The sequence below is a fragment of the Microbacterium sp. genome, from assembly GCF_003248605.1.
Lineage (GTDB): Bacteria > Actinomycetota > Actinomycetes > Actinomycetales > Microbacteriaceae > Microbacterium.
In genome coordinates this window covers 1-4,044 of record NZ_QFPF01000161.1, presented here as the reverse complement: position 1 = coordinate 4,044, position 4,044 = coordinate 1, and the positions used below count along the sequence as shown (strand labels likewise).

5 protein-coding genes are annotated in these 4,044 nt (G+C 68.2%); 3 read left to right on the top strand and 2 right to left on the bottom strand.

Annotation, left to right across the window (positions count from 1 at the left end):
* A protein-coding gene (locus tag DI573_RS14370) for an IS3 family transposase (RefSeq protein WP_292815748.1) occupies positions 1 to 1,231 on the top strand; the annotation gives its coding sequence in 2 pieces (ribosomal slippage) (positions 1 to 273 and positions 273 to 1,231; 1,232 coding nt annotated over the 2 pieces). This gene is flagged as partial in the annotation.
* Between the two features lie 166 nt (positions 1,232 to 1,397).
* Here the strand turns inward: DI573_RS14370 and DI573_RS14365 are convergent.
* Positions 1,398 to 1,841, bottom strand: coding sequence for a BBE domain-containing protein (locus tag DI573_RS14365; RefSeq protein WP_292815745.1), 444 nt, complete (start codon positions 1,839 to 1,841; stop codon positions 1,398 to 1,400).
* On the opposite strand from DI573_RS14365, the gene DI573_RS14360 reads away from it, so the two are divergent.
* Complete coding sequence (locus tag DI573_RS14360) at positions 1,840 to 1,971, top strand: hypothetical protein (protein WP_292815742.1); 132 nt, start codon at positions 1,840 to 1,842, stop codon at positions 1,969 to 1,971. The genes DI573_RS14365 and DI573_RS14360 overlap by 2 nt on opposite strands.
* Positions 1,972 to 2,196: 225 nt before the next feature.
* Complete coding sequence (locus DI573_RS14355) at positions 2,197 to 2,883, top strand: thermonuclease family protein (RefSeq protein ID WP_292815739.1); 687 nt, start codon at positions 2,197 to 2,199, stop codon at positions 2,881 to 2,883.
* Positions 2,884 to 3,138: 255 nt separating this feature from the next.
* Here the strand turns inward: DI573_RS14355 and DI573_RS14350 are convergent.
* Positions 3,139 to 4,044, bottom strand: a 906-nt coding sequence (locus tag DI573_RS14350; protein WP_292815736.1) for an APC family permease, incomplete at its 5' end; no start/stop codon positions are given.

Genomic DNA, 4,044 nt, shown 5'->3' with positions numbered 1-4,044 from the left:
AGAAGTATTCACCGGAGATGCGTGAGCGTGCGCTGCGGATGCTGGATGAGGCCAAGCCCGACCACCCGAACCTGATGGCCGCGGTACGGCATGTTGCGGACCTGCTCGGGATGAGCGCCGAGACGCTGCGGGTCTGGCACCGTCGCCGGGAGGTCGACGCCGGCGAGCGTCCGGGCGTGCCGACCGATGTCGCCGAGGAGAACAAGCGGCTGCGGCGGGAGAACGCGGAGCTGCGGAAGGCGAACGAGGTGCTCAAGGCTGCGAGCGTGTTTTTCGCGAAGGAGCTCGACCGCCCCTCGACGAGATGATCCGGTTCATCGACATGCACCGGGATCAGTTCGGGGTCGAGCTCATCTGCCGCGTCCTCAAGGACGCGGTGCGAGGGTTCCTCACGTCCCGCGGGTATCGGGCCGCGAAAGCCCGCCCGGCGTCGGCGCGGCAACTGAAAGACGAGTCGCTCGTGCCCGAGGTCGCGCGGCTGCACGCGGAGAACTACGGCGTCTATGGCGTGCGGAAGATGCATGCGCTGCTGCGCCGGCAGGGCTGGGACGTCGGCCGCGACCAGACCGCCCGCCTGATGCGGCTGGCGGGAGTGCGTGGGGTGAAGCGGTCGAAGAAGGTGTTCACGACGAAGCCCGATCCGACGATCCCGCAGCCGCAGGACCTCGTGAAACGGAACTTCACCGCGCCCGCGCCGCGCAGGTTGTGGGTCGCGGACATCACGTATGTCGCGACGTGGGCGGGATTCGCGTACGTCGCGTTCGTGGTCGACGTGTTCTCCCGGAAGATCGTCGGCTGGAACGTCGCGTCGACGCTGAAGGCCGACGTGCTGCCGCTGCAAGCGCTGAACATGGCTGCGTTCACCGCGACCGGCCCCCTCGACGACCTCGTCCATCACGCCGATCACGGGTCGAACTACCTCTCCGTGGTCTACACAGACCGGATCGTCGAGATCGGCGCGAAGCCCTCCACAGGGACCGCGGGCGACAGTTACGACAACGCCCTCGCCGAAGCGGTCAACGGGCTCTACAAGACCGAACTGATCCGCCGTCGCGGACCCTGGCGGACCATCGAGCAGGTCGAACTCGCGACCCTCGAATACGTGTGGTGGTGGAACAACTCCCGCCTCCACGGCGAGCTCGGCTACCGCACCCCCGCCGAGGTCGAGGCCGCGTACTACGCTGGCCAAGAATCAGCCCAACTAGCGATCGCTGGACAGGGAAACCGATAGGAACGAAACCCAGGGCGATTCATTCCGCCAGGTTACGGAAGAACGTGTGCAACAAGACCCTTGTTCGCGCGCCGACCGGATCAGCACGGCTGATTCAGAGCCGCGCCGTCACGGTGTCGACCGGTTCTCGGGGATGCTGATGGGCCGGATGGTTCGGATGGGCGGGTCACGCGGCGCCAACGGGGTGGGCGGCCACCCAGACGCGATCGGGGTCGACCGACTCGCGCACGCGCACCAGTCGCTCCCAGGACTCGGCGTCGAACGCGGTCTCGACGTCGATCGTGTGGTCGGCGAAGTTGAGGAAGTGCTGCCGCGAAGCCCACGGGGCGAGGGCGGCGACCACAGCTCGGGTGGCCTCGGTGCCCGCGGCCACGAACTCCGGGGTGGGCGCCATCGCCAGGGCGAACAGCAGGTAGGCCGCGTCGAGTCGCGAGGTCGCGCCGCCCTGGGGTGCGGCCAGGGCGCCGCCGAGGTGCCGCAACTCGACAGACATGACCAGGCTCTGAGCCTCGGGGCCGGCGACCGCGAGCAGAGCGTCGATCGCAGCATCCGAAAGCTCGGCGACCAGTGCGTGGTGGGCGACCGCACCCGATGGCTCGGGCGGATCCATGTGCAGAGAGAGCATCGCCGCTGCCGGGATGCGCGTGCGCAGCCGCCGCGAGCTGATCTCGCGGGTGTACTTCGACCAGTACGTGCCCCGCAGGGGCGGTGACGTCGGGCCGACCGGCTGGTTCGCCTGATCGCCTGAGTATCTGCACGCCGCTCACCTCGCCACGCGGAGGTGTGCCTCCAGTCGGTTGGTGGCAGCATCCAGCTCCTGGTGTGTCAACGACAGCGCCCGCGGACACGTGCCCACTACCCTCGACCTTCTGCCCAGGTGCGTCGCAGCTCATCCCGGCCGGCCGACTTTGAGAGAGTGAGACGTGGTCTTCCGGCGAGTCTCAGCATTCCCGTTTGTCGGAGCGATGGGGATCGTTCTTGCACTCGCCGCCTGCACTCCAGCTCCTGCTGCGACCGCCCCGGCATCCGCCTCCCCACCGCCGCCCGCGACCGCCGAAACCGTCGCGTTCGCCGCGGTGATCGACGGCGACACGATCGAGACCAGCGCGGGCATCGTGCGCATCATCGGGATCGACACTCCCGAACGCGGTGAATGCGGCTACGACGAGGCATCCGCCGCTCTGGGACGTCTCGTCTCCGTCGGCGATCCGCTGGTGCTCTCGCTGCCGGCCGCCCAGAACGACCGGGACGACTACGGCCGGATGCTGCGCAGCGTCGCCACGGCCGACGGCACAGATCTCGGCCGCGTGCAGATCGATGCCGGCAATGCGGTGGCGCGATACGACTCGAGCGACGGTTACCCGGCGCATCCGCTCGAGGCCGAATACCGCGCGGCGCAGACCGCCGTGCTGGATGCGGGCCGCAACGTGGTCACGGCCGCCTGCCAGGGCGAGATGGTGCCCGCTCCGTCGCTCGGCGACAGCTGGTGGCAGGCGTACTCGTCGTGCACGAAGCTCTCACGCAACGAGGTCGGGCATCCGACCGGGCCGTTCGACCGCGACGATCCCGCCGAGGCGGCGATCTACGACTGGTTCGCGTTAGGCACCGGAAACAACGGCGACGGCGACGGGGACGGACTCGCCTGCGAGTAGTCCGACGGCGGGGGCCGTCGGACTACTCATCGCGATCGTGCTGTACCTCGGGATGCTCGCGCTCACGCTGTGGGTGTTCTCCCTGATCATCCGCACGGCCGTGAAGAACGGCATCCTGAAGGCCGACGAGGAGCGTCGGCGCCGGTCGTATCCTCTCTGCAGGAGGTCGGAAGCAGGGCGACGCGTCATCCCGTCTACGCCCACACGAGGCCGGCTAGCGCCGCTTCTCTGACTGCGGCATCCCATCAAGGCACGTCAGGCTGAGCGCTCCCGAGCCTTCACGGCAACCACCTGGCCGACGAAGATCGCTGCGGCCACCGCGGCGGCGACGACGACCGTGAGCAGGTCATCCTGGATCTTGAGGATGGTGAAGGGGATCAGGATCGCGAGGTCGAGGACGATCGTGAGCACCGGCAGCCAGCGCACCGCGTGGATCTTCTGACGCAGATGCCGGATGACGCCCCACTGCACGGCGATGTCCATCGTCAGGTACAGCAGGGCGCCCATCGAGGCAATCTGCGTAAGGTCGAGGAATGCGGTCGTGACGATCGCGAGGCCCGCCGTGATGATCAGCGGCTGGTGGTGCACCTTCGCGGGCAGCGCCGGCGCCTGGCGCATGTCCTGCAGCATCGCGAACAGCCGAGAAACGGAGTAGAGGCTCGCGAGCAGCCCCGAAACGGTCGCGACGACCGCGATCGCCACCGTGATTCCCACACCCCACGACCCGAACAGCGGCTCGGCCGCCTGCGCCAACGCGTAGTCGCGGGCGTCGGTCGCGCCCTCCGCGCCGATGCTCGAGGCGACGGAGATCGTGATGAGCAGGTACAGGGCCGCGCAGATCGCGAGTGAGATCATGATCGAGCGGGCGATGTTCTTCTTCGGGTCGCGGATATCGTCGCCTTGATTGGTGATCGTCGTGAAGCCCTTGTAGGCCAGCACGCACAGGGTCGTGCCCGCCAACAGACCGAACACGTCGGGCGCATCACCCGAGGCGTGGGCGAAGAGCCCGTCACCTGCGACGGCGGTGCCGACGATTCCGGCGATGGCAAGGACGGCGATGCCCAGGATCTTCGCCACGGCCGTGGTGGTGGCGGATGCCTCGACCAGCCGGTTGCCGACGAGATTCACGATCGCGGCGGCGGCGATCACGATCACGCCGAG